Genomic DNA, 22,565 nt, shown 5'->3' with positions numbered 1-22,565 from the left:
CTATGAGCTGCCCAGGACAGGAGGGTTCACCATGATCGGACCATTCGATCGACAGCCGGGTGGATGGCGCGCAGCGGCTGTTGCCCTCTCCGTGCTATTCGCCGCCCCTGCCAGCGCGGGCGTCGTGGATGGCGTCCGCACCGTGGGCGACATCACCGTCTATCTCGGAGCGGTGCCGGCCTCGATCGTCCGCGGGCATGTCGCAGACCATCCCGAAGCCAGGATGCACGGCGGCGTACCCGGCCCGGGCAGCCACGCCGTCCATCTCGTGGTCGCGGTCTTCCAGACGGCGGGTGGCCGGCGGGTGACCGATGCCGCTGTCGTGGCCCGGATCAGCGAGGATCGGGGCGCATCCTGGACGATTCCGCTCGCACCGATGACCATCAACGGGGCGCTGACCTATGGGGGCTATGCGAACCTCAGGGGCGTCAACGACTATCACATCGATATCGTGGTGACCCGGCCCCAGAAGACCCAGGAACCCTATAGGGCCAGGCGTGCCAATCCGCTGACCGCGCGCTTCACCTACAGTCACGATTGACCCGCGCGAGATCGAAGGAGCGAACGATGCACAGTGAAAACGGGATCAAGGTCGCCATCGTCGGATATGGCGTCATCGGACGCCGCGTCACCGAGGCGGTCCGGCTCCAGCCGGACATGCGGCTTGCCGGCATCGCCGACGTGGCCGCCGACTGGCGCATCGCCCGGGTCGCCCAGGACGGCACGCCGCTCTTCGCGGCGACCCCCGAAGGCCGTCAGGCGATGGTCGCGGCCGGGCTCGGGGTTGCGGGAACGCTGGCCGAACTCGCCGAAGTCGCGGATGTGATCGTCGACTGCACCCCCAAGCGCCACGGCGCCGCCAATGCCGAGCTCTATCGGCGGATCGGCCGCGCATTCATCGTTCAGGGCGGCGAGAAGCATGAAGTCGCCGGCCATTCGTTCGTCGCGGAGTCGAGTTATGCCGGCGCGCTCGGGCGGGAGGCGACACGCGTCGTCTCGTGCAACACGACGTCGATCGTGCGCACGCTGGGCGCGCTCAAGCGCGCCGGGCTGCTGGTCAAGGCACGCGGCACGCTGCTCAGGCGGACCACCGACCCCTGGGAAAGCCATTTGGGCGGCATCGTCAACACGCTGGTGCCCGAGGCGCAACTCCCCAGCCACCAGGGGCCGGACGCACGCTCGGTCGATCCCGACCTCGATGTCGTTACGATCGCCATCCAGGTGCCCGAGACGCTCGGCCATCTCCATGCCTGGAACGTCGAGCTCACGCGGCCGGCCGGCAAGGACGAGATCCTCGCCGCGTTCGCCGGCTCGTCGCGCATCCTGCCGGTCGACAGCCGCACCGGACTATCGGCGCTCAACGCGATCAAGGAATGGATGGCCGACGCGGGCCGGTCGCACGCGAACCTCTATGAGGTCGCGCTGTGGAGCGACCTGCTCACCGTCGAGGGCCGCGAACTTTATTACACCTATATGGTGGACAATCAGGCGATCGTGATTCCCGAGACGATCGACGCAATCCGCGCGCTTGCCGGCAGCACGCCCGACGCCGCCTCGTCGATCGCGCTGACCAACCGCACGCTAGGCATCGGCGCGCTGCAAATCCCGCACGCTCCCGTAGCGTGACCGACCGGGCGCCTTCGGGTGCCCGTTGCTCCCATCGGGGCTCAGCCGCGCGGGCTCCGGTCCGTCCTCCCGCAGGGCATTGTCGGACCGCGGCCCTCACCATTGCCGCTTGAACAGGAGCCAGCTGGCCGAGAAGAGCGGCAGCCCGATCGCGACCAGCGCAAGACCATGCGGCCAAAGCTCGGCGATGCCGGCGCCCTTGAGAAAGAGCCCCGTCGTGATCTCGATGAAATGGCGCAGCGGGCTGATCTCGATCCCGACCTGCAGCCAGTAAGGCATGCTTTCGATGGGAGCGATGCCGCCGGAGAGGAACAGCAGGGGGAACAACCCGAAAAAACTCGTCAGCAGCGCCTGCTGCAGCGTCGTGGAGATCGTCGCGATGAAGATGCCGATCGACACCGCGCTCATCAGGAAGATCAGGTCGAGCGCGACGAAGGTCGCGAGGCTGCCGTTCAAGGGCACGCCGAGCAGGCGGATGACAAGCAGCGACGGAAACAGCGATCCCAGCACGAAGACGACCGGCGGCACGATCTTGCCGATGAACAGCTCGTGCGCGCGGATCGGTGTCACGCGGATCTGCTCGAGCGTCCCGCTCTGCTTCTCGCGCACGAGCCCCGCGGCGGGGAGGATGATCGCGAGCATGAAGCCGGCCTGGGTCAGCATCGCCAGCGCATTCAGGCGCGTGTTGGTTAGATCGGGATTGTACCAGACATGCACCGCGGGCTGTACGCCGCCGGGCATGGGCATCGCCGTCATCCGTTGTTGCGCGAAGCGCGCGGTCATCTCGATGATATAGGCGCGGGCACGCGCGGCGACATCGGCGTTCGAGCCGTCCACGACCACGCCGACCGAGGCCTGGCGTCCCGCCGCGATCCGTGCCCCGAAGTTGGCAGGCACCTCGATGACGACGTCGAGCGCGCCCGCGCGCAGATGGCCCTCGGCGTCGCGCATCGACGCGAACTGGTTGCGCAGGACGAAGGTGTCGGCCGACGTCAGTTCCTGGACCAGCCTGCGGCTCGCGGCCGAGCGGTCATGGTCGATTACGCCGAGCTTCAGATTCTTGACGTCGAACCCGAGCGCCATCGCGCACATCGCCAGCTCGACGGTCGCGAGGAACAGGATCAGGAACAAGACGACCGGATCGCGCAGCATCTGCGCGAACTCCTTGCCGATGAGACCGTGCAGCCGCCCCCACATGATCAGGCGATCCGCTTCTTGAAGAGGAGGGTCGCGAGCGTGAGCACGACGATGCCATAGACGAGGAGCACGACCGCGTTCAGCCAGAGCTCGCCGAGCCCGGCGTCGCGCATGACGATGCCGCGCGAGATGTTGACGAAATACATGGTGGGAATCCGCGCCGCATAGCCCTGGAAGAAGGCAGGCATCGTGAACACCGGGTAGATGAACCCCGAAAAGAGGAACGACGGCATCAGCGTCGCGATCATCGTGATCAGCATCGCCGCGATCTGGGTGCGGACGAGCGTCGAGATCAGCAGCCCGATCGAGACCGTGGTGACGACATAGACGAGCCCCAAAGCGGCGAGCAGCGCCAGGCTGCCGTGCATCGGCAGCTTGAACCACAGGAATCCGGCCGCGAGCACGATCGCGAGCTGCCCGGCGGCGATCGCGGCATAGGGCAGCAGCTTGGCGACGATGAACTCGGCCTTGGTGAGCGGCGAGGCAAAGATCTGGGCGATCGTGCCCAGTTCCTTCTCGCGCGCGACCGCGAGCGCGGTCAGCAGCGGCGGGAAGGTCATCATGATGACGGCGAACAGCCCCGGCAGGAGGAAGTCGCGGCTGCGCAGCTGTGGATTGTACCAGACGCGCACCTCGGGCTGGACGGGCAGCTGGAGCGAGCCGCTCGGAAACGCATAGAGGATCGCGCGGCCATAGGCCGAGACGATCGCCGCCGTGCTCGAATAGGTGCCGTCGACGAGAAACTCGACGGGCGCATCTCGGCCCTGCGCGAGCCTGCGGCCGAAGCCGGGCGGGATCGAGAGGACGGCGCGGGCGCGGCCCTCCATCAGCGCATGCTCGGCCATGCGCTCGTCCTCGGGCGTGCCCGCGAGCCGGAAATAGGGCGTGTTGAGGAACTGCGCGGTGAGCGACCGGCTGGCGACACTCTTGTCATGGTCGACGACGACCAGCGGCGCGTTCTCGACGTCGAACGACAGCGCATAGCCGAACAGGAACAGCATCACGACCGGCATGAACAGCGACAGCCAGATCGTGACCGGATCGCGGACGATCTCGAGCACTTCCTTGCGCGAGAAGGCGAGGATGCGCGAGGGCTTCATGCCGCGACCGCCTTGCTACGCTCACGTGCGATCAGGCCGAGGAAGACGTCCTCGACACGGGCATCGGCAAGGCCGAGCTCGCGCTGGAGCGCTTCAAGCGGACCAAGCCCGATCATGCGGCCGTCCATCATCATCCCGAGCCGGTCGCAATAGGTCGCTTCCTCGAGATAATGGGTCGAGACGATGACCGCGACGCCCTCGGCCGCGACCGCCGCGATCAGGCGCCAGAAGCGGAAGCGGGACAGGGGATCGACGCCCGAAGTCGGCTCGTCGAGGAACAGCACCTTCGGCCGGTGGACGATCGCGCAGGCCAGCGCGAGCCGCTGGCGCGTGGCGCTGGACAGGCTGCGGACCAGCGCATCTTCCGCTATCGGGAAACCGGCCCGCTCGCTCGCCCAGGCGATGCGCTCCGCCATCGCGCTCGGCGGCACGCCATAGGCGCGCGCGAAGAAGCCGAGATTCCCTCCAGCGGTCAGGTCGGGGAACAGCGAGAATTTCTGCGAGACATAGCCGATCCGGCTGCGCACCTGCTCGCTCTGCCGGGCGACGTCGAAGCCGGCGACGCGCGCGGTCCCCTCGCTCGGGGCGAGCAGGCCGCACAGGATGCGAATCAGCGTGGTCTTGCCCGCGCCGTTGGGGCCGAGCAGGCCGAGAACCTCGCCCGCCCTTATCTCGAGGTCGACGTGGTCGACCGCAACGAAGGCCCCGAATCTTTGGGTTACGGCCTCGGCGGCCACGACGATATCGGCGGGCCCCGAACGTCGCTGCGCGAGCGCCGGCGCCGCGCCCGCTCCAGGCTCCGCCGAGGCGACGGTGAACACGTCCTCCATATCGGGCTCGGCGGCCTCGATCGCCGTCGCCGCTGCGAAGGCGGGGGGCGACGCCTCGGCGGTCTGGACGCGATAGTCAGTGCGGCTGTGCTTCTGAAAGCTGAGCACCGCGCTCGACGCCGCGAGTTGGCCTTCGAGTGCGTCGGGCTCGGCGGTCGCGACCCGATAGACGCGCCGCCGCGCCGATGCGCGGAGCTCCGTCGGCGTGCCGAGCGCCAGCGGGCGACCGTCGCGCAACAGCAGCACGCGGTCGCTCGCGTCCGCCTCGTCCATATAAGAGGTCGCGAACACGATCGAGCGTCCTTCGCCGCGCGCCGCTTCGAGGATCCGCCACAGTTCGCGCCTGGAAAGCGGGTCGACGCCAAGGCTCGGCTCGTCGAGGATCAGGAGCGGCGGCTCGTGGATGAGATTGGCGCACAGCGCGAGCTTCTTGCGCATGCCGCCCGACAGTGCGCCTTCGCGCCGGCCTTCGAACCGCTCCAGGCCCGCCATCGCCACCAGTTTCGCCTTGCGCGCGGCATAGGCTTGCCTGGGCACGTCGCGGATCGCAGCGGCGAAGGCGATATTTTCGGCAACGCTCAGCCGGTCGTAGAGCGAGAAGCCCTGCGACATATAGCCGATCCGCGCCTGCACCCGGTCGGGATGCTTGCGCAGATCCTCGCCGAGCACGCGGCCAGTACCGAAGCTCGGCCGCAGGATGCCGGCCAGCATCTGCAGCAAGGTGGACTTGCCGGCACCATCGGGCCCCACCACGCCGAAGGCTTCCCCCGGCGCGACGTCGAACGCGATGTCCTGGAGGACGGTGCGCGCGCCGTAACGGCGGCCAAGCCCGCGCACTTCGATCATCGGGGGCGCCGTCACGCGCCTATTCCGGGATGCTGAGCTTGGCGGGCCAGCCTGCCCTGGCGTCCCAGAGGATCCAGGCGTCGGCCGGCATCCCCGGCTTGAGCAGGCCCTCGGGATTGGCCGCTTCGAGCGTCACGCCATAGACCGTGCGGCTGCGCTCGTCCTTCATATGCACGTCGCGCGGCGTGAACTGCGCCTGCGCGTCGACGCGCGTCACGCGCGCGATGAAATCGCGGCCCGGAAAGGCGTCGACGCGGATTCGCGCGGCAGCGCCGAGGCGGACGCGCCCGAGATCGGCTTCGCTGATGAAGATCTTGAGCCGGACCGTCGTGAGATCGGCCAGCACTGCGAGCGGCTGGCCGGCGGCGACAACCTCCCCGGGCTCGACCAGCCGCTCGAGCACCGCGGCGGAGAGCGGCGCATAGACGCGCGTCTTTCCGATCTGCGACTGCGCCAGTGCCAGCGTCTTACGCGCGGCCTCGGCCTGCGCCATGGCGCCCGCACGTTGCTCCCGGAAGACGCCGACTTGCTCGGCCGCGGCGACATAGACGTTGCGCTGCACGTCGAGGCGCTGCGCCGAGACCCAGCCGCGCCGGCTGAGCTCCTCGTAACGGCCCAGGTCCGTCTTGGCGGTCATCGCGTGATGCGCTGCGAGCGCGATCTGTCCGTCGATCTGTATCGCGGCCATGCGCGCCGCAGTTCGCTGGGCTTCGGCGCGATCCGCCTGTAGCGCGTAGTCGGCCGGATCGATCCGAACCACGAGCGTGCCCGAGGAGACGCTGGATCCCTCGATCGCCCGATTCTCGAGCACTCGGCCGGGTACTTCGGAGCTCAGCCGCACTTCGTCGGCCTCGATGCGCCCACTGCCGTAGATCAGCTGCGTGGCCTGAGGACGCGGCTGGAGCGCCCAATAGAGGGTCGCCGAGGCGATCATCAGGACGATGAGCCCCAGGCCGACCAGAAGAGGCACGCGTCGGGCTGGTAACGTCAAAAGAGCCTCCGGTTGATCGGCCAGTGACAGCTGCGGTGCCGCTGTTCACGACGCTGCCCAACAGTAGACGCGGCCTCCGGCCGGATATTACGCGGGCGCATTTTCCGGCGCCGCCGATGGCCTCGCACACACAGCCGGCACGGCCATGAAGCCGGAACCGGGTGTCTCAGGCGTAGGCCTGGGCGAAAGCAGGAGCGCGGCCCGTGGCGATCCCGGAGATAGGCATTGCCTCGAGCGCATCGCGCAGCGCGCGGCGCGCCCGATGCGCGCGGACTGCGAGGTTGTTGACGGTGATGCCGAGCTGGTCGGCCACCGCCTGTTTCGGCTGATCGAGCAGATCGAGCCGGTAGATGGTGTCGGCATATTCCGGCTTGAGCTGCGCCAGCGTCGCGATCACGGTCTTCGAAGGATCCGGTGCGAGATCGGCAATGGTCTCGTCGGCGCGGTCGTGGTGATCCAGGTCGAAGGCGACCTCGCGCTGGCCCCTGGTCGTGCGGCGGCGGCAGAAGTCGATCAGCGTCGTTTCGAACAGCCGGCGAAGCCAGCCGTGCACTGCCTGGGGGTCGCGCAATTGTCCGGCGCGTTCGAGCGCCTTCAACGCGAACGCCTGGACCACGTCGTCGGCCGCATTGCCGTCGCGCAGACGCTTCGCGGCGATGGCGCGATACCGCGCATAGCCGTTTGCCAGTTCGGCTCGGATCAAGCGCAGCGCAGCGGCGGGCGCCGCATCTTCACCAGCCGCAGTATCAGTGACGAAGACGCAGGGACCGCGATCATTCGAGTTGGGCGCAACTACTGGCGCCGCGCCGCTTTTCGCTATCGTTTCTAGCATGATGCCCTCGCTCTGCTTCCTTGTCAGAGGGGCTATCACCGCCGAACGGCTCAGAAACTACGCGCGGTTACCTACGCGCGTTTCCCTATTCGCGAGGGGTTGCGCGCGCGGGGTCAGCGGCGGCCAGCGTGGTGGCTGGCGCGCGACACGCGGTGGCACGATGACGCTTTGGCTAGGCTGCCGGGCGGGCGCGATCATTCAGGCAGGCGGCGAGCAGATCGAGCAGTCGCTCGTCGGTGAGCGGCTTTTCGAGCATCGCACTGAATCCGGCCTCACGCGCCATCTGCTCGATCGCGCTCTTGTACAGGCCGGTGATCAGGATTGCCGGCGCGGTCCAGCCCTGTGCCCGCAGCGTTCGCAACAGCGTGACGCCATCGATCGCGGGCATGGCATAATCGGTGATCAGGCATTGGGCAGCGCGCGCTCTCGGATCGCCCAGCAGGTCGGCTGCGCGATCATAGCCGTGAACCGCATATCCGCTCGTCTTGAGCAGCAACGTGATCGCGCGGCGGACCGCCGGGTCGTCGTCGACCAGCAGGACGCACGGCAGCTGCGTGTCGGAGGTCCCTCTGCGATCCACAATAGCGCTCCATGCCGACGGCCGGATCGGCCGCGGTTCATTGGCGCTAGCCATGCCGGGGGCAAGGCTGAATAGGTACGATACCGGGGCAACCGCCCGTCGTCAGGAATGGCCGCCGAGTTCGACCACCAGCGCGATGCGCAGCGCCTGCGGCAGTGTTTGCACGCCCAGCTTGTCCATCAAATTGGCGCGATGGATCTCGACCGTGCGCGGACTGATTCCGAGATCGAGCGCGATCATCTTGTTGGTCTGGCCGGCCGCGAGCCCGTCGAGAACCTCGCGTTCGCGCGGCGTCAGGCATTCCAGGCGTGCCATGGCGGCCGCCACCGTCAGGTCGAGTTCGTCCTTGCGGCTCAACAAGGCGAAGCCATCGTCGAGCGCGAGCAGGAGCGTGTCCTCCTCGAACGGCTTCTCGATGAAGTTGCGCGCACCGAGCCGCATCGCGGCGACCGCAGTCGCGATGTCGCCATGCGCGGTCATGATGATGACCGGCCAGTCGAATTCCGTTTTCCCCAATTGTTCGAGCACGCCGATGCCGTCGACCTCGGGCATCCGCACGTCGAGCAGCACGCATCCGGGACGCGAGTCCTTCACCTTGTCGAGGAAGGCGACGCCTGAGGCGTGGCTTTCGACCAGATAGCCTTGCGTGCGCAGCAGGAGCGCCGCGGCGCGACGTACCGAGGCGTCGTCATCGACAATATGCACCAGTCGTTCAGTCGTCATCGGCCGCCTCGCTTGTTTCGATACGCGCAAGCGTGAAGCGGAAGATCATTCCGCCGTCCGGGCGCGGTTCGGCCCAAAGCCGGCCGCCATGCGCCTCGACGATCGTCTTGCAGATTGAAAGCCCTACGCCGAGCCCCTGCGCCTTGGTGCTGGTGAAGGGCTCGAAGAGATGATCCAGCGCCTCCGGCGCTAGGCCCGTTCCGGTATCGGCGACCGCAAGCTCGACGTCGTCGCTGCCGAGCGCGCGCGTCGAAATGGCAAGCTCGCGCCGCGGACAGCCTTCCATCGCCTCGATCGCGTTGCGGATCAGGTTGAGCAGCACCTGCTGGATCTGGATGCGGTCGACCAGGACGCGCGTCACCGCCGGATCGAGATCGACCCGGACCGTGATGCCGCGCTGGCTGACGCCGGCAAGCGCCAGCGCGCTCGCCTCCTCGATCAGCTTGGTCAGGCTGACGATCTCGCGCTCGGTGTCGCCGCGGGCCACGAAATCGCGCAGCCGCCGAACGATTTGTCCGGCGCGCACCGCTTCGGCGATCCCGTCCCCGATCGCTTCCCGCGCGTCACCGAGGGCGTCGGGCTCGCCGCGTGCGAGCAACGCCCGTGCGGCCATGAGATAGCTTGCGACGGCGGTCAGCGGCTGATTGAGCTCGTGCGCGAGGGTCGAGGCCATCGTTCCCATCGCGCTTACTCGGGCGACATGAATCAGTTCCTCCTGGAGATCCTGCAATCGCCGCTCGATATCCTGTCGCGCGGTCAGGTCGCGGATGAAGCCGGTGAACAGCCGGTGGCCGTCCTCCGCAACCACTTCGCCGATCGCCAGCTCCATCGGGAAAACGCTGCCGTCGCGGCGGCGGCCGGAGACGATCCGGCCGATCCCGATGATCCGCCGCTCGCCGGTGCGCAGATAGCGCGCGAGATAGCCGTCATGGGCCTCGCGGTGCGGCGAGGGGGCCAGCACGCTGACATTCTCGCCGAGAAGCTCGGCTTCGCTATAGCCGAACAGGCGCTCGGCGGCCGAACTGAAGGACCGGATCAGTCCGGATTGGTCGATCACCACCATCGCATCGGGCATGGAGTCGAGAATCGACCGCAGATGCGCCTCGCTCGTCTCCAGCGCGGAACGTGCGCGCCGCAGCTCGGTGATGTCGCGCACGACTTCGCCATAGCCGATGATCTCGCCACCATCGCCGCGAAGGGCATAGATCGCCACTTCGCCCAGGAAGTCGGTTCCATCGCTGCGAATGCGCCGCTGCTCGCACGCGTGATGACCCGTCTCAGCTGCCAATTCGCAGAGCCGGGCAGGGACGCCGCCTGATGCGGCCTCGTCCGGAAACAATTTCGAATAGTGCCGGCCCACCATCTCGTCGGCGGCCCAGCCGTGGATGCGTACCGCGCCTTCGTTCCAGCTGACGATAGTGCCCGCTGGATCGAGCAGCAGGATCGCCGAGCCTTCGATCCGGCCGATCAAGTCGCCCAGGCCGTCGACCATGATCGCTTGCGCGGCACCGGGTGCAACAATCGCGGATCTGTCCATCAGCTCCTGTTCCCCCCCGCCGCCCTCGGCTGGCTTGCGCCCAAAGAAGCGGACGCGCCAAACCGGGCCGATCCCTTGCAGGCGGCGCTTCTGCATCGTTTACGCAGGAGATCCGTGCGCCCCTCACGCGATCGTTCGATTTTTTTTGCAAAGGGTCATGGGCGCGGCGACAAGCGCGCCTTCGCGTGTGCCGCGGTCGGTATGTCGGTACGGCGGCAGCCGCCGAAGCGTGCTAGCCGCGTGCTCCCCGAAGCTGTCGAACCGCGCTTAGTACGGCGTCGACATGGTGGGCCGCCATCGCATCGCTGTCGGCCGCCAATTCGACGACGGCGATCCCCGCCCTGGCGCAAAAGGCGAGATCCATGGGATTGCCGGAAGATCGCACGATGATGAGCGCGGCGTTGGGAAGCTGGACCAGCACCGGGAAGGTCAGGCGCGAACTCTCGCCCACGCTGACGATCTCCGCGTCGCGATAGTCGCCGACATTTCCGGTATCGAGTGGCTGAGCCGTGCAGCGGCACTCAAGCGCTGGGCACAGATTGCCGAAGGCTTGCGCCATGTCCGCGCCGGTTTCGAAGACCGCCAGTTTCATCCGCCATTCCCAGCTTCAGGAAGCGCGCGCGGCCTTCATGGTTCCGCACCCCGACCCTTGCTCCTACCGGCTAGGGACGCGAGCGCCAGACGCAATTTACAGAGGGATGTTTGCCGAGGACTGGATCCACGATCGCGAAGAGCCCGGTCAGGACAAGGAAGTGGCCAGCGCGACTCAGCCGGCCCCGACGAGATTGATCGGCTTGCCCTCGGCAAAAGCGACGATGTTGGCGATGCTCGTTTCGACGATGCGCCGGCGCGCTTCGACGGTGTTGTACGCGACGTGCGGCGTGACGAGGACGTTGGGCATCGACATCAGGATATGGTTGGCCAGCAACTCGCGGACGCTCGCCGCATCGGGCGCCGCCGCGCGGAAGATTTCCGCCTCGTCACGCATCAGCGGCTCCTGGGGGAGCACGTCGAGGCCGGCGGCGCGCAATCGGCCGCTCGTGAGAGCCCGCACGAGCGCGTCGACCTCCACGACATTGCCGCGCGCGGTGTTGATGAGGATCGCCCCGGGCTTCATCAGCGCGAACTCGGTGTCGCCGATCAGGTTGCGGGTGGACGCGGTCGCGGGCACGTTGAGCGAAATCACGTCGGCGGTTCGCAGAAGCTCGGACAGCTCGGCATAGGTGAACCCCAGCTCACGCCCCAGCGCGGCGTCGGGCGCGAGATCGGCCGCGACGACCTCCATGCCGAATCCCTTGGCGATGGCGATGACGCGCCTGCCGATGCGCCCCGTGCCGATCACGCCGATGGTCTTGCCGTAAAGGTCGATCCCGCGCAGGTCCGACTGGTCGAAGCGGCCGCTACGCGCGCCTTCCACGGTCGGGACCAGGTTGCGCGCGAGCGCGAGCAGCAACGTGAACACATGTTCGGCGACGGTGACGTCGCCATAGCTCGGAACGTTGCTGACGGCGATCTTCCGCTGGGCGCAATAGTCGAGGTCGATATGATCGAAGCCGGTCGAACGTGTGGCGATCATCCTGAGCTTGGGCAAAAGCGAGAGGGTCGCGGCGTCCAGGCGCGAATCGACGAAGGTCGTGACGATCTCCGCTTCCCCATACAGGGGAGCGGTCGCCTGGTTGAGCGGATCGATGGTGCATCGGAGATGGTGCGCCGGCGTGAGCGCCGCGCAGGCTTCCGTCTCCCAGTCCTCCGCCTCGAACACCATGATATCCATCTGCGCTACCTCCGTCAGGCCGCCGATGTACCGAGGCCCCGGATATGGCGACATGCGTGCGATCCCCTAACCGTGCGAGCGGGCAGGCGGAACGCTCCCGACTGTAATGCGCCGCCCGATGCTGCGTCCTAGCCGACAGCCGCCGGCCAGGTCTCGCGGGCGGCGGCGAAAGGATCGCAATGACCGCAAGCCTCACGTTTCTGGGTGCCGCCGGCACCGTCACCGGTTCCAAATACCTGCTCGACACGGGCAGGCACCGTGTCCTCATCGATTGCGGGCTGTTCCAGGGCTACAAGCAGTTACGCGAGCGCAACTGGGCGCATTTTCCGATCCCGCCCGCCGAGGTCGATGCCGTGCTGCTGACGCACGCGCATCTCGACCATTCTGGCTACCTGCCCGCGCTGGTGCGCGACGGGTTCAAGGGGCCGATCATCAGCACCCGTGCGACGCACAAGCTGTGCGAGCTGCTGCTTCCCGACAGCGGGCATCTGATGGAGGGCGATGCGCGTTTCGCGAACATGCGGGGGTTCAGCAAGCACAAGCCGGCGCTGCCGCTCTACACTCAGGATGATGCGTTGCGGACGCTGCCGCGGTTCCGCACGCATGACTTCCACGAGAGCGTCGAGGTGGTGGAGGGTTGCCGCGCGCTTTTCCGACCGATGGGACATATCCTGGGCGCGGCAAGCATCGAAGTCGAATGCGACGGCACGCGCATCGTCTTCTCGGGCGATATCGGGCGCTACGGCGATGCGACGATGGTCGATCCGGAGCCGGTACCCGCGGCGGATTATTTGATCGTCGAATCGACCTATGGCGACCGCCGGCACGACCGCACCTCGCCGCAAGCCGCTCTCGAGGAGGTCATCGGCCGGACCGTTCAGCGCGGCGGCACGGTCGTCATCCCGGCGTTCGCGGTCGGCCGCGCGCAGTCGCTGATCTTTCATCTCGCGCAGCTGCGCAAGCAGGGCCGGCTCGCCAACGTGCCGGTCTTCCTCGACAGCCCGATGGCGGTGAACGCGAGCGAGATCTTCTGCGACTTTGTCGGCGAGCACCGGCTCACCGCGGAGCAGTGCCGGGAGGCTTGCAGCCAGGTCACCTATGTCCGTGAAGTCGATGAATCGAAGCGGCTCGACGAGGACATGATGCCGAAGGTGATCATCTCGGCGAGCGGCATGGCGACCGGCGGGCGCGTGCTCTATCATCTCAAGCGCTACGCGCCGGAGCGGCGCAATACGATCCTGCTCGCCGGCTTCCAGGCGGGCGGTACCCGCGGAGCGGCGCTCCGCGACGGCGCGCAGGAGCTCAAGATCCACGGCGACTATATCCCCGTCCGCGCCGAGGTCGCGAGCCTTGACATGATGTCCGCGCATGCCGACCGCGACGAGCTGATTCGCTGGCTTGGCGGCTTCCAGGCCGCGCCGCGCATAACCTTCGTGACGCATGGCGAGCCCGGCGCTTCCGATACGTTCCGGCACGATATTGCGGAAAAGCTGGGATGGTCCGCGCGCGTCCCCGAGCATGGCGAACGGGTCGAGCTGGCATGACGCACCCCGTGCCGGCCAACCCGGCCCCCGCGCATCGCCTGCGCGCGCGTCGGCTTGGCGTCGAGACCCAAAGCGAGGCGGTGGTGTTCATGCACGCCGACTGTCCGGTAGGGCGGTCGGAGGGCGTGACCGCGCGCACCCAGATCGAAGTGCGCGACGGCGCGCGGTCGATCATCGCGACGCTATACCTGGTCTCGAGCGACATGCTGGCGCTCGACGAAGTCGGCTTGTCCGAGGTCGCCTGGCGAAGGCTGGGCGTCGCGCCCGATGCAACGCTGCACGTCGCGCATCCCAATCCGCTCGATTCGATGAGCGCGGTGCGCGCCAAGGTCTATGGCCACCGGCTCGACCTGCTGCGGCTCAAGGCGATCGTCGCCGACGTGGTCGCCGAGCGCTATTCCGACGTCCAGCTCGCCGCGTTCATCACTGCCTTTTCGGCGCAGCCGCCCCAGCTCGCCGAGACGGTCGCGCTTACCCGTGCGATGCTCGAGGCGGGCGACCGGCTCGCCTGGCCGAGCCCGATTGTCGCCGACAAGCATTGCGTCGGCGGGCTTCCCGGCAACCGCACGACGCCACTGGTGGTGGCGATCGCGGCGGCGGCGGGCCTGGTCATTCCCAAGACCTCATCGCGCGCGATCACCTCGCCTGCCGGCACCGCGGACGCAATGGAGACGATGGCGCCGGTCGACCTCGACCTCGCGGCGATGCGCGCGGTGGTCGACCGCGAGGGCGGATGCATCGTCTGGGGCGGCAGCGTCCGGCTGAGCCCCGCCGATGATATCTTCATCCGCGTCGAACGCGCGCTCGATCTCGACAGCGAGGCGCAACTGGTCGCCTCAGTGCTTTCCAAGAAGCTCGCCGCCGGCTCGACGCACGTCCTGCTCGATCTGCCGGTCGGGCCGACCGCCAAGGTGCGGACCCGCGAGGATGCCGAGCGGCTGTCCGATCAGCTCGTCGCGGTCGCCGCGGAATTCGGGATGATCGTGCGGCCGGTGCTGACCGACGGAAGCCAGCCGGTGGGTTATGGCATCGGTCCCGCGCTCGAAGCGCATGACGTGCTCGCGGTCCTGCGCGGTGCCGCTGGAGCGCCGCAGGACCTGCGCGAGCGGGCCGTGCAACTGGCGGGTGGCGTGCTCGAACTCGGCGGCAAGGCGGCACCTGGGAGCGGCGCGGAAAGCGCCGCGGCGATCCTCGACGACGGCCGCGCGCTCGCCAAGTTCATGGCGATCTGCGAGGCACAGGGCGGCTTTCGCGAGCCGCCGGTCGCTGCCTTTACCCACATGATCGAAGCGGTACGCGGCGGCGTGCTTCGCGCGATCGACAACCGGCTGCTGGCCCGCGTCGCCAAGCTGGCCGGCGCACCCCGGGCGAAAGCGGCGGGCGTCATGCTGCACGCGAAGGCGGGCGATTCGGTTGAGCCCGGCCAGCCGTTGCTGACGCTTCACGGCGAGAGCCCGGGCGAGCTCGACTATGCGCTCTCCTTCGCCGCCGCCAATCCCGACATGCTGCTGGTGCGGCCGCGATGAAGCCGCTGCTCTTCACCCTGAACGGGGCGGCGGGCCTCGCCGAGGCGCTTGCGAACGGCTTGGGGCTTGAGCCGGGCGCGTTCGAAACGCGGCAATTCCCCGACGGCGAAACCTATCTCCGGCTGCTGAGCGCGGTCGCGGGCCGCGACGTCGTGCTGCTGTGCACGCTCGATCACCCCGATCTGCGCACGCTGCCGCTGCTGTTCGCGGCTGCGGCGGCGAAGGAACAGGGTGCGCGCAGCGTCGGACTGATCGCGCCCTATCTGGGCTATATGCGGCAGGACAAGGCGTTCCAGCCCGGCGAGGCGGTGACTTCGGTCAGCTATGCGCGGCTGCTTTCCGGCGCCATCGACTGGCTGATCACCGTCGACCCGCATCTCCATCGCCACCCGACGCTCGATGCGATCTATACCGCACCGAGCTTCGCGGTGACCGCAGCGGAGCCGATTGCCGAGTGGTTGCGGACGCATGTGCTGGACCCCGTCCTCATCGGCCCCGATGAAGAAAGCGCGCAATGGGTGGGCCGGATCGCCGAGCTCGCACAGGCGCGCTTCACCGTGCTGCGCAAGACGCGTCGCGGCGACCGCGATGTCAGCATCGCGGGCGACGGCCTCGACTTGCCGCCCGGCGCGACGCCGGTGATCATCGACGATATCGCATCGAGCGCGCGGACGATGATCGAAGCGGTGCGGCTGGTGCATGCCGCGGGCCATCGTCCGCCGGTCTGCGTCGCCGTGCACCCGGTGTTCGCCGGAGATTCCTTCGAGCGGCTGCAGGCGGAGCGGCCGGCGGAAATCGTCAGCAGCAATAGCATCGCGCATCCGTCCAACGCGATCGATGTCTCCGGGCCGATCGCGGCGGCGGTCGGACTGGCGATGACCGCTGCGGCCGCCGGAAAGGAACGCTAGGTGCCAAGAGACGCGCGCGCTTCCCGGCCGCGCGATGGCGCGATGACCAAGGCGCACGAAACCCTCTATTGGGCGGTCCCGATCGACGCGCTCCTCACTCGCCTGGCGGCGAGTGCCCAGGGGCTGGCCGACGGCGAGGTCGCGGCGCGCCTTCGTCGGATCGGCCCCAACAGCGTGGGCGGCGAGCATCGGACCTCCGCCCCCGGCCTGCTGCTCCGGCAGTTCGCGAGCCCGCTGGTCCTCATCCTCCTCTTCGGCGCGGGCGTATCGCTGGTCCTGCGCCAATGGGTCGATGCTTCGATCATTCTCGCGATCGTGCTTGGCAGCGCGCTGCTGAGCTTTGTCCAGGAGTATCGCGCGTCGCATGCAGTAGATGCCCTGCGCCAGCGGCTCGCGCTGACGTCGCGGACGCTCCGCGACGGTGCCGAGCGGTCGGTCGCGAGCGACGCGCTGGTTCCCGGCGACGTGGTGCTGCTCGCCGCCGGCAACTTGGTTCCCGCCGATGGCGTGATCCTCGAGGCGAACGACTTCCTCGTCACCGAAGCGGCGCTGACCGGTGAATCGCTTCCGGTTGAAAAAGCGCCCGGCGAGGTTGCCGCCGACGCGCCGGTTTCTGGCCGGAGCAACTGTGTGTTCATGGGCTCGGCGGTGCGCTCCGGCACGGCGCGCGTGCTGATCGTCGAGACCGGCTGCCACACCCAGTTCGGCGCCGTCGCGGCGCGGCTCCGCAGAAGCGAGCCGGAAACCGATTTTGCGCGCGGCGTCCGGCGATTCGGGATGATGCTGCTCAACCTGATGATCGTCATCGTGCTCGGCGTATTGACGGTGAACCAGCTGCTCGGCCGTCCGATTGCGGAGTCGCTCCTGTTTGCGGTGGCGCTGGCGGTCGGCCTTTCGCCCGAGCTGCTGCCGGCAATTGTCAGCGTCACGCTTGCTGCCGGTGCGCGTCATCTCGCCCGCGGCGGCGTCATCGTGAGGCGGCTCGAAGCGATCGAGAATCTCGGCAGCATGGACGTGCTGTGCACCGACAAGACGGGCACGCTCACGCTGGGCGCCGTCTCACTCGCCGAGGCGATCGATAGTACCGGCCAGCCAAGCCGGCGCGTGCGCGAAGCCGGCTATGTGAACGCGTGGTTCGAGGCCGGCATCGCAAATCCGCTCGACACCGCGCTCTGCGCGGCAGCGAAGAGCGAAGGCTGGACTGCGGCGGGCCTGCGCAAGCTTGGCGAGATCCCCTATGACTTCCAACGCCGCCGCCTCAGCATCATCGTGGGCGACGCGACGCCGCAGGCAGCGACGCGCATCGTCACCAAAGGCGCGGTGACAGACGTGCTGGCGGTCTGCGCGTTCGTGGCACAGCCGGACGGCGAAGCGCACCCGCTCGACGGCGCCGCGCGCGCCGCGCTGGAGGAATTGTCCCGCGCGCAGGGGGAAGCGGGCTTGCGGCTGCTCGGCGTCGCCGAACGGCTTCTCGACGCGGGCGCTCGCGTCACGCGCGAGGACGAGTGCGCGATGACCTTCCTCGGCTTCCTCGCCTTTGTCGATCCGCCCAAGCCTGATGCTGCGAAAGCGATTGCCGCGCTCGAGGCGCTCGGCATCGTCGTCAAGGTGATCAGCGGCGACAATCGCCATGTGACGGCCTATGTCGCGCGCGCCGTCGGACTCGATCCGGCTGCGATGCTGACCGGCGCCGAAGTGGCGAAAATGTCCGACCGAGCGCTCGCGCATCGCGCACGCGCGACCCAGCTGTTCGTCGAGATCGACCCGCAGCAGAAGGAACGGATCGTGCGCGCGCTGCAAGGGGCGGGGCACTCGGTCGGCTTTCTGGGCGACGGGATCAACGACGCGCCCGCGCTCCATGTCGCCGATGTCGGCATCTCGGTCGACCAGGCCGTCGATGTCGCGCGAGCGAGCGCCGACATCGTGCTGCTGCGGCGCGATCTCGACGTGCTTCGCCAGGGCGTCGAGGACGGACGGCGTACCTTCGCCAACACGCTCAAATATATCGCGATCACCACCAGCGCGAATTTCGGCAACATGGTCAGCATGGCGCTGATGACGCCGCTGCTGCCGTTCCTGCCACTGCTGCCGAAGCAAATCCTGCTCAACAATTTCCTGTCCGACCTGCCGTCGATCGCGATCTCGACCGACCGTGTCGACCCGGAGCATGTGGCCCGGCCGCAGCGCTGGGACGTTCGCGAGGTCCGGCGCTTCATGATCGTGTTCGGCCTCGTCAGTTCGTGCTTCGACGGCATGACCTTCGCGCTGCTGCTCCTGGTCTTTCATGCCGATGCGCCGCTATTCCAGACCGCCTGGTTCCTCGTCTCGCTGTTGACAGAACTGGTGGTATTGCTGGTCATGCGAACGCGGCGGCCCGCGCTCAGGAGCCGGCCGAGCCGGCTGCTGCTCTGGAGCACGGTCGCGGTCACCGGCGTCGCTTTGCTGCTGCCATGGGTGCCGGGCCTGGCGCCCTTGTTCGGGCTGGTAGCGCTTACGCCCGCGATGCTCGCCGCCAGCCTCGGCATCGTCCTCGGCTATGCCGTCGCTACCGAGCTCGCGAAGCAGCTTTACTATCGCCGGCAAACGCGGCCCACCAGGCGCGTTGCTTTGCGCACCTGAACACGAGACCGCTCCACAGCCGGTGCACCAGACGGATTTCTCAATAGCAAAGCCCTGATCGTGGGTGCCTGGTGCGGCACGTCGAATCGCGACGGCCGCGTCACCACAGCGCGGCGCGCCGGCATCAGCCGATCCTGCGATAGTCGCCGATTATACGCTGCGGGGCGCCGCCGGCGTCGGAGGCATGGCAGGCTCTATGCCGGTTCCGCCGCGGAGGTTGCACTCGGAAAACTATTTCCGGCGTCCGAGACCATGCGACCCACGCACCAGCGCGCATAGAAGCCTGCAAACAGCCAGCCGAGCAGCCGGCCGATCCAGCCTTGCGGCAGCCCATAGTCGATCCACACGGTCAGCCTGCTGGCGCCGCCATCGGCCTCGATCCGGAACCCCATGGCATAGCCCTCGACGATGAGCAGCCGCGGCGTGCCGATCGTCTGCCAGGCTTTGCGGCGCGGCGGATCGCGCTCGGTCACTTCCTCCTCGACCGACATGGTGATGCCGAACGCCGAGCCGCCCATGCGGATGCGCGAACCGACCGCCATGCCGCGCCGGCTGTCGAAGTCATAGGTCATGCGCCCGCCGCCCATCATCGCCGAGGGTCTGGTCATGTGTCCGGCGAGCCGCGTCTGGTCGTCGAAATGCGCGAACAGCGCCTCGGGTGTCGTCTTGAGCAGGCACGAGCGCTCGAAATGGCGGTCTAGCACCTCGGGTGCGGAGGCCGATTGCGCGCCGGCGGTCATCACCCGATCGCCCGCTTTACTGACCGCTCGGATGGTCGTGGTCGTGCGGCGGCTCGGGCGCCGTCGCCGGCTTGGCCAGGCACGGCATGTTCGCCATCTTGTCGGGCGCCATCGGCATGCTGCTCGCGCCCGGCGCGGGAGCTGCGCCACCGTCCTTCGGCATCGGCATGGTGCCTCCGGGCTGGCCGCCCATCATCCCCTTCATCATCGGGCAGGGCGCATTCGGCTGGGGCGTTTGCGGCGCAGGCGCGGTCTGGCCATCGTGCTGATGGTCCTGCGCGAACGCAGGCGCGACAGCCAAGGGCGCGGCAAGCAGGGCGGCGGCAAGGGCGGGTTTCAGCAACGACATGGTGCTTTCCTCTCGGTCTGGGGCGGCACGGCCGCCGATCCGGACCCGAAGATGCCGCCGAGTCGGTGCACCTTCGATACGTAAGGTGCCATAGGGGATCGCGCGGATTGCCCTAGCGGTTGGCGCTCGTCCGCCAACGCCAGCCGCGCGCAGCGGCGGCAACCGCCCGCTATGGACATCGCACCGCGGCCTGATCGATAGGCCGGACAGGGAGACAGAAGTGGCATTCATCGACGATCTGTTCGAAGGCGGCGGGCACTATATCATCGAGCGAACCGAGGGCGGCGCCACGCTCAGACCGGCGAGCGACAAGCCATCCGACCTTGAGACATTCCAGAACCTGGTCGCGCGCGTCCGGCGCAACGAAGGCGACGGCTATGCCATCCATCTCGACCATGTCTGCTCGGACAGGCCGGGCAATCTCGTCGATCTTCTCATCCTGACGATCGACGACTGATTGCGCGCGGCGCGATCATCCGTGGTGCGCGAACACTTTTCGCCCGCCCGGGCCGTAGGCGATGACGTCATAAGCCTGCCCGCGCATTCCCGCCATTTCCATCCCGGGCGACCCCATCGGCATGCCGGAAACCGCGAGTCCGGAAACGCCCTTAGGACGCGTGGCGAGCGCGCGCTTCATGTCGGCGATCGGCACATGGCCTTCGAAGGTCATGCCGTCGATCACTGCCGTGTGGCAAGAAGCCAGGTCGGCGGGAACGCCATGCGCGCGCTGGAAGGCCGACCGTTTGGCGTCATCGACGATCTGAACCTGTCGTCCGAACTGCGCCTTCACCAACGCGGCCCATTTCTCGCAGCAGCCGCACCCGGGATCGCGATGGACGATGACGGGTCCGGCCGCCACAGCAGCGACGGGTGCCGCGAACGCAAGCGCCGCGGCCAGGATGCGAAAGCGGATCATCGTCGGTCCTCCATGTTCATCCCCGGCACGGCGGGGCGCCTTGATTATACGCACGCTTGGCGGTCACCCCTCGGCGCGCCGTCGCTTCCGGCGCGGCCACCGCAGATAGAGCAGGATCGTGCCGGCGATCGCCAATGCCAGGCCGCCAAATGCGAACGCCTTCAGCCAGGGCGTGTTGAAATTCTCATGCTCGCTCCAGTCCATGATATGGAGGCCCCAGAAGAAATCGTAGAGCCGCCAGGTGCCGGTGCGGACCGCGGCGATCGTGCCGGTGTCGGTCACGTAGATGCGTGTGCTGTCGGCATCCGCCAGCGCCACGCGCCAAGCCGGCACCCGTCCCTTATATTCGGTGCTCACGGCCGTGACACGCTCGACCGCCGCGTCGGGCGCGGGTGTGCCCCGATATGCGCCGAGCGCGATCGCCTCGGCCTGACGTGCATCAATTGGAGGGAGCCGGACGCCCGTCGCCCCGTCGTAGAGCTGCAAGGCGCCCGAGCCAGTCTCGGTCTCGACGACCGGACGGCCGAGCAGCATGCGGTGCCGCAGCGCACGGACCGGCCCGTCGCTCGCAGCGATGATCGCCTGAGGCGAGACATAGCGTGCGCTCGCGGGCAACGCCGCGGCAGCCTCGCGATCGACCAGATGCTCGCCGCGCACGCGGTCGATCGGCAACAGGCTCATCACCAGGCCGCTCGAAAACCACAGCAGCAATTGCACGCCGATGACGAGCGCCAGCCAGCGGTGCAGGCGGCTGGCGCCAATGTGCAGCCGCAACCTTGTACTTTTCATTCTTCCCCCACTCGAGCCCGCGCGCCTATTTGCGCGCGAGAATGGCCTTCATCTGGTCGATTTCCTCGGCCTGCGATCGCTTGATCCGCTCGCAGAGCGCGACAATCTCCGGATCGCTCAATTTCGCCTCCCGGCACATCAGGATTGCGCCCGAATGGTGCGGGATCATCGAGCGCAGGAACTGGTCGTCGCCGATCGTGGTCTGCGTGCGGATCAGGGCGAAGCTGCCCAGGAAAGCGACCAGCGATACTGCCAGCAGCGCAGCGTTGGCGGCCCTGGACGGAAACATGTGCTTCATCGCCAGGACCATCAGCACCACCATCGGCGCGACCATCATCAGCGTCATATAGAACATGTTGAGATTGTTGTAGAAGCTGCCGAGATTGTCGATCATCACGAACATCACCAAATACATGACGATGCCGCTGATGACGGTCTGCAGCGCGAGGCTGACATAGGGATTTTTCATCATCACTCATTGTCTCCCTTGCATTCCGCCACACTCGCTGGTGCGTTCACTTCTTCTCCGGCGCGCCCATCCCCGGCATATCCTTCATCCCCGGCATGTCCTTCATCATCTCGTCGTGATCGCCCGGCGCGCTCGCGACCAGGCGTCTATATTCATCCGGCGGCATGCCCGGCAGCTTGCGGATGAACGCGACCATGTCCCAGATCAGCGGATCGGGATGGGTTTTGCCCCAAGAGGGCATCGCGCTCAGCTTGACGCCATGCTTGATGATCCAGAACTGCTCGGAGGGGCCAAGATCCTGTGCCTTGGCGAGTTCGGGTGCCTGGGGATAGAGACCCTGGCTGAGCTCGGAGCGCTCGACGCCTGGGCCCAAATGGCAACCCGAGCACATCTCGGCGTAAAGGCCGGCCCCGGTTGCGATCCGCGTCGGCGAATTGAGGTCGGCGGGCGGCGTGATGCCGCGTGCATGGACCCGGATCGAGCGGTCGCGCAGGCTTTGAAGCAGCGAATAGACGGGCTGGGCATGCGGTGCGTCGGCAGCGATGTTGTAGATGCCGAAATAGACGAACATGACCGCGAAGAGCAGCAACAGCCCCGCCAGCACACCGACGAACGGCCAGCTCGGCAGGTGGCGCCGCATCATTTCCCTGTCCATATTCCTCTCCCCTC

Annotated in this window: 23 protein-coding genes; 7 read left to right on the top strand and 16 right to left on the bottom strand. The window is 67.5% G+C overall.

The features are described 5' to 3' along the window. Positions 1–91: 91 nt before the first annotated feature. Together OM513_RS14735 and OM513_RS14730 are read left to right on the top strand one after the other, a co-directional pair. Positions 92–541 carry a hypothetical protein gene (locus tag OM513_RS14735; RefSeq protein ID WP_264945284.1) on the top strand — a complete coding sequence of 150 codons (450 nt, stop codon included), beginning with the start codon at positions 92–94 and terminating at the stop codon, positions 539–541. A 26-nt stretch (positions 542–567) separates the two neighbouring features. Continuing rightward, entirely contained in the window at positions 568–1,626 is a 1,059-nt protein-coding gene (locus OM513_RS14730) for a type II glyceraldehyde-3-phosphate dehydrogenase (RefSeq protein WP_264945282.1), read from the top strand. 96 nt (positions 1,627–1,722) lie between these two features. Here the strand turns inward: OM513_RS14730 and OM513_RS14725 are convergent, their stop codons facing one another. The 10 genes from OM513_RS14725 to OM513_RS14680 form a co-directional block, all read right to left on the bottom strand. After that, entirely contained in the window at positions 1,723–2,823 is a 1,101-nt protein-coding gene (locus OM513_RS14725; RefSeq protein ID WP_264945281.1) for an ABC transporter permease, read from the bottom strand. A 2-nt stretch (positions 2,824–2,825) separates the two neighbouring features. Next, on the bottom strand, positions 2,826–3,923 hold the full coding sequence (locus OM513_RS14720) for an ABC transporter permease (protein ID WP_264945280.1): 1,098 nt from the start codon (positions 3,921–3,923) through the stop codon (positions 2,826–2,828). Next, complete coding sequence (locus OM513_RS14715) at positions 3,920–5,599, bottom strand: ATP-binding cassette domain-containing protein (protein WP_264945279.1); 1,680 nt, start codon at positions 5,597–5,599, stop codon at positions 3,920–3,922. The genes OM513_RS14720 and OM513_RS14715 overlap by 4 nt, the downstream gene beginning before the upstream one ends. A gap of 19 nt (positions 5,600–5,618) precedes the next feature. Beyond that, complete coding sequence (locus OM513_RS14710; protein ID WP_264945278.1) at positions 5,619–6,569, bottom strand: HlyD family secretion protein; 951 nt, start codon at positions 6,567–6,569, stop codon at positions 5,619–5,621. Between the two features lie 187 nt (positions 6,570–6,756). Next, complete coding sequence (locus OM513_RS14705) at positions 6,757–7,422, bottom strand: RNA polymerase sigma factor (protein WP_264945276.1); 666 nt, start codon at positions 7,420–7,422, stop codon at positions 6,757–6,759. A gap of 172 nt (positions 7,423–7,594) precedes the next feature. Beyond that, complete coding sequence (locus tag OM513_RS14700) at positions 7,595–8,002, bottom strand: response regulator transcription factor (protein ID WP_264945275.1); 408 nt, start codon at positions 8,000–8,002, stop codon at positions 7,595–7,597. A 102-nt stretch (positions 8,003–8,104) separates the two neighbouring features. Continuing rightward, positions 8,105–8,725: a response regulator transcription factor gene (locus tag OM513_RS14695; protein ID WP_264945273.1), complete on the bottom strand. Its 621-nt coding sequence runs from the start codon at positions 8,723–8,725 to the stop codon at positions 8,105–8,107. After that, complete coding sequence (locus OM513_RS14690; RefSeq protein WP_264945272.1) at positions 8,715–10,358, bottom strand: PAS domain-containing sensor histidine kinase; 1,644 nt, start codon at positions 10,356–10,358, stop codon at positions 8,715–8,717. The genes OM513_RS14695 and OM513_RS14690 overlap by 11 nt, the downstream gene beginning before the upstream one ends. Positions 10,359–10,494: 136 nt before the next feature. Then, the gene (locus tag OM513_RS14685) at positions 10,495–10,854 is read right to left on the bottom strand and encodes a Rossmann-fold NAD(P)-binding domain-containing protein (RefSeq protein ID WP_264945271.1); all 360 of its coding nucleotides are present in this window, start codon (positions 10,852–10,854) and stop codon (positions 10,495–10,497) included. 174 nt (positions 10,855–11,028) lie between these two features. Then, entirely contained in the window at positions 11,029–12,036 is a 1,008-nt protein-coding gene (locus tag OM513_RS14680; protein WP_264945270.1) for a hydroxyacid dehydrogenase, read from the bottom strand. 179 nt (positions 12,037–12,215) lie between these two features. Between OM513_RS14680 and OM513_RS14675 the strand changes: the two genes are divergently transcribed. Genes OM513_RS14675 through mgtA form a run of 4 tightly spaced genes read left to right on the top strand, consistent with a single transcriptional unit; the run spans position 12,216 to position 18,633 of the window. Continuing rightward, positions 12,216–13,580: an MBL fold metallo-hydrolase RNA specificity domain-containing protein gene (locus OM513_RS14675; protein WP_264945268.1), complete on the top strand. Its 1,365-nt coding sequence runs from the start codon at positions 12,216–12,218 to the stop codon at positions 13,578–13,580. Beyond that, positions 13,577–15,106, top strand: a complete 1,530-nt coding sequence (locus tag OM513_RS14670) for a thymidine phosphorylase family protein (protein WP_264945266.1) — start codon at positions 13,577–13,579, stop codon at positions 15,104–15,106. Before OM513_RS14675 ends, OM513_RS14670 begins: the two co-directional genes overlap by 4 nt. Continuing rightward, positions 15,103–16,014 (top strand): ribose-phosphate diphosphokinase, encoded by a 912-nt coding sequence (locus tag OM513_RS14665; protein WP_264945264.1) that lies wholly within the window; start codon positions 15,103–15,105, stop codon positions 16,012–16,014. The genes OM513_RS14670 and OM513_RS14665 overlap by 4 nt, the downstream gene beginning before the upstream one ends. Before the next feature lie 42 nt (positions 16,015–16,056). Then, the gene (mgtA, locus tag OM513_RS14660; protein WP_264945263.1) at positions 16,057–18,633 is read left to right on the top strand and encodes a magnesium-translocating P-type ATPase; all 2,577 of its coding nucleotides are present in this window, start codon (positions 16,057–16,059) and stop codon (positions 18,631–18,633) included. A 194-nt stretch (positions 18,634–18,827) separates the two neighbouring features. On the opposite strand, the gene OM513_RS14655 is transcribed toward mgtA, so the two are convergent. Together OM513_RS14655 and OM513_RS14650 are read right to left on the bottom strand one after the other, a co-directional pair. Continuing rightward, positions 18,828–19,373: an SRPBCC family protein gene (locus OM513_RS14655; RefSeq protein WP_264945262.1), complete on the bottom strand. Its 546-nt coding sequence runs from the start codon at positions 19,371–19,373 to the stop codon at positions 18,828–18,830. A gap of 16 nt (positions 19,374–19,389) precedes the next feature. Continuing rightward, positions 19,390–19,722, bottom strand: coding sequence for a hypothetical protein (locus OM513_RS14650; protein WP_264945261.1), 333 nt, complete (start codon positions 19,720–19,722; stop codon positions 19,390–19,392). A gap of 220 nt (positions 19,723–19,942) precedes the next feature. Here OM513_RS14650 and OM513_RS14645 point away from each other — a divergent pair, with 220 nt between their 5' ends. Beyond that, positions 19,943–20,179 carry a hypothetical protein gene (locus OM513_RS14645; RefSeq protein WP_264945259.1) on the top strand — a complete coding sequence of 79 codons (237 nt, stop codon included), beginning with the start codon at positions 19,943–19,945 and terminating at the stop codon, positions 20,177–20,179. Between the two features lie 15 nt (positions 20,180–20,194). On the opposite strand, the gene OM513_RS14640 is transcribed toward OM513_RS14645, so the two are convergent. The 4 genes from OM513_RS14640 to OM513_RS14625 all read right to left on the bottom strand — a co-directional run bounded on the left by OM513_RS14640 (position 20,195) and on the right by OM513_RS14625 (position 22,551). After that, on the bottom strand, positions 20,195–20,638 hold the full coding sequence (locus OM513_RS14640) for a DUF411 domain-containing protein (RefSeq protein WP_264945258.1): 444 nt from the start codon (positions 20,636–20,638) through the stop codon (positions 20,195–20,197). A gap of 63 nt (positions 20,639–20,701) precedes the next feature. Next, entirely contained in the window at positions 20,702–21,427 is a 726-nt protein-coding gene (locus tag OM513_RS14635) for a PepSY domain-containing protein (protein WP_264945257.1), read from the bottom strand. A 25-nt stretch (positions 21,428–21,452) separates the two neighbouring features. Beyond that, the gene (locus OM513_RS14630) at positions 21,453–21,899 is read right to left on the bottom strand and encodes a DUF305 domain-containing protein (RefSeq protein ID WP_264945256.1); all 447 of its coding nucleotides are present in this window, start codon (positions 21,897–21,899) and stop codon (positions 21,453–21,455) included. Positions 21,900–21,942: 43 nt separating this feature from the next. Beyond that, complete coding sequence (locus OM513_RS14625; RefSeq protein ID WP_264945254.1) at positions 21,943–22,551, bottom strand: c-type cytochrome; 609 nt, start codon at positions 22,549–22,551, stop codon at positions 21,943–21,945. Positions 22,552–22,565: the final 14 nt, after the last annotated feature.

The organism is Sphingomonas canadensis (assembly GCF_026013525.1).
GTDB classification, from domain to species: domain Bacteria; phylum Pseudomonadota; class Alphaproteobacteria; order Sphingomonadales; family Sphingomonadaceae; genus Sphingomonas; species Sphingomonas canadensis.
Note: the sequence above shows the minus strand (reverse complement) of the source record. Positions and strands in the feature narration are given on the sequence as shown.

Bases quoted from the DNA above. Each gene is read 5' to 3' on its own strand.
- OM513_RS14730 (WP_264945282.1), top strand. From the start codon at position 568: ATGCACAGTGAAAACGGGATCAAGGTCGCCATCGTCGGATATGGCGTC.
- OM513_RS14695 (WP_264945273.1), bottom strand. From the start codon at position 8,725: ATGACGACTGAACGACTGGTGCATATTGTCGATGACGACGCCTCGGTA.
- OM513_RS14680 (WP_264945270.1), bottom strand. From the start codon at position 12,036: ATGGATATCATGGTGTTCGAGGCGGAGGACTGGGAGACGGAAGCCTGC.
- OM513_RS14625 (WP_264945254.1), bottom strand. From the start codon at position 22,551: ATGGACAGGGAAATGATGCGGCGCCACCTGCCGAGCTGGCCGTTCGTC.
- OM513_RS14670 (WP_264945266.1), top strand. From the start codon at position 13,577: ATGACGCACCCCGTGCCGGCCAACCCGGCCCCCGCGCATCGCCTGCGC.
- OM513_RS14650 (WP_264945261.1), bottom strand. From the start codon at position 19,722: ATGTCGTTGCTGAAACCCGCCCTTGCCGCCGCCCTGCTTGCCGCGCCC.
- OM513_RS14640 (WP_264945258.1), bottom strand. From the start codon at position 20,638: ATGATCCGCTTTCGCATCCTGGCCGCGGCGCTTGCGTTCGCGGCACCC.
- OM513_RS14720 (WP_264945280.1), bottom strand. From the start codon at position 3,923: ATGAAGCCCTCGCGCATCCTCGCCTTCTCGCGCAAGGAAGTGCTCGAG.
- OM513_RS14685 (WP_264945271.1), bottom strand. From the start codon at position 10,854: ATGAAACTGGCGGTCTTCGAAACCGGCGCGGACATGGCGCAAGCCTTC.
- OM513_RS14630 (WP_264945256.1), bottom strand. From the start codon at position 21,899: ATGATGAAAAATCCCTATGTCAGCCTCGCGCTGCAGACCGTCATCAGC.
- OM513_RS14675 (WP_264945268.1), top strand. From the start codon at position 12,216: ATGACCGCAAGCCTCACGTTTCTGGGTGCCGCCGGCACCGTCACCGGT.
- OM513_RS14725 (WP_264945281.1), bottom strand. From the start codon at position 2,823: ATGTGGGGGCGGCTGCACGGTCTCATCGGCAAGGAGTTCGCGCAGATG.
- OM513_RS14635 (WP_264945257.1), bottom strand. From the start codon at position 21,427: ATGAAAAGTACAAGGTTGCGGCTGCACATTGGCGCCAGCCGCCTGCAC.
- OM513_RS14655 (WP_264945262.1), bottom strand. From the start codon at position 19,373: ATGACCGCCGGCGCGCAATCGGCCTCCGCACCCGAGGTGCTAGACCGC.
- OM513_RS14690 (WP_264945272.1), bottom strand. From the start codon at position 10,358: ATGCAGAAGCGCCGCCTGCAAGGGATCGGCCCGGTTTGGCGCGTCCGC.
- mgtA (WP_264945263.1), top strand. From the start codon at position 16,057: ATGACCAAGGCGCACGAAACCCTCTATTGGGCGGTCCCGATCGACGCG.
- OM513_RS14665 (WP_264945264.1), top strand. From the start codon at position 15,103: ATGAAGCCGCTGCTCTTCACCCTGAACGGGGCGGCGGGCCTCGCCGAG.
- OM513_RS14705 (WP_264945276.1), bottom strand. From the start codon at position 7,422: ATGCTAGAAACGATAGCGAAAAGCGGCGCGGCGCCAGTAGTTGCGCCC.
- OM513_RS14715 (WP_264945279.1), bottom strand. From the start codon at position 5,599: ATGATCGAAGTGCGCGGGCTTGGCCGCCGTTACGGCGCGCGCACCGTC.